This is a genomic window from Nocardioides sp., assembly GCF_029937575.1.
Classification (GTDB): Bacteria; Actinomycetota; Actinomycetes; order Propionibacteriales; family Nocardioidaceae; genus Nocardioides.
The window spans coordinates 10,187-11,013 of record NZ_JAPYPS010000093.1 but is presented as its reverse complement, the minus strand read 5'-3'; the positions used below and the strand labels follow the sequence as shown (position 1 = coordinate 11,013).

Genomic DNA, 827 nt, shown 5'->3' with positions numbered 1-827 from the left:
CGCGCCACCAGTGCGACGGCCCCCGGTCGGTGTCGCACGGGACGGATCCCGTGAGGCACCGGCCCGGGGGCCGCGCGGTGAAGCCTCAGCGCAGGTCAGCGCAGGTCAGCGCAGGTCAGCGCAGGTCAGCAGAACTTGTTCACCTCGCTCTGCGCCTGGTTGCGTGCCGACTTGGCTGCCTTGGCCTTCTGCTTGGCCTTCTTGGCCTTGGCCGCCAGCTTCTTGATCTTCTTCTTCGGCTTGTCGGCCTTCTTGGCCTTCTTGAGCGCGGCCTTGGCCTTCTTCGCCTTGGCCGACGCCTTCTTCAACGCCGTCTCGGCCTTCGCCAGGTCCGCCTGAGCCGCGACACAGGCAGCCGAGGGACCGGTCGAGACCGTGAACGCCCGCGTCGCGGGGGACGCGTCGACGTTGCCGGCAGCGTCGATGGCCCGTACCGAGAACGTGTGCGCCCCATCAGCAAGCGCTGTGAGCCCCGCCGGCGAGGTGCAGGCTGCGAACGCACCGCCGTCGAGCTTGCACTCGAACGACGCCGTGTCACCAGCCGGGTCACCCACGAACTCGAACGACGCCGACGCACTCGAGATCGTCGAACCCTCCGCCGGACCACCGGTGATCGTGGTGTCCGGAGCCGTCGTGTCGACCGTGAACGTCCGCGACGCCGGGCTGGCGTCCACGTTGCCCACCGCATCGATCGCCCGCACCGAGAACGTGTGCGCACCGTCGACCAGACCACTCAGGTCAGCCGGCGACGCGCACGCCGCGAACGCAGCAGCGTCGAGCTTGCACTCGAACGACGCCGTGTCACCAGCCGGGTCACCCACGAACTC

At 69.0% G+C, this 827-nt stretch carries 1 protein-coding gene; it reads right to left on the bottom strand.

Features of this window, described 5'->3' with window-relative positions; genetic code table 11:
- Window positions 1–125: 125 nt before the first annotated feature.
- A partial coding sequence (locus Q1K33_RS19425; RefSeq protein ID WP_300406408.1) for a hypothetical protein occupies window positions 126–827 on the bottom strand: 702 nt, incomplete at its 5' end.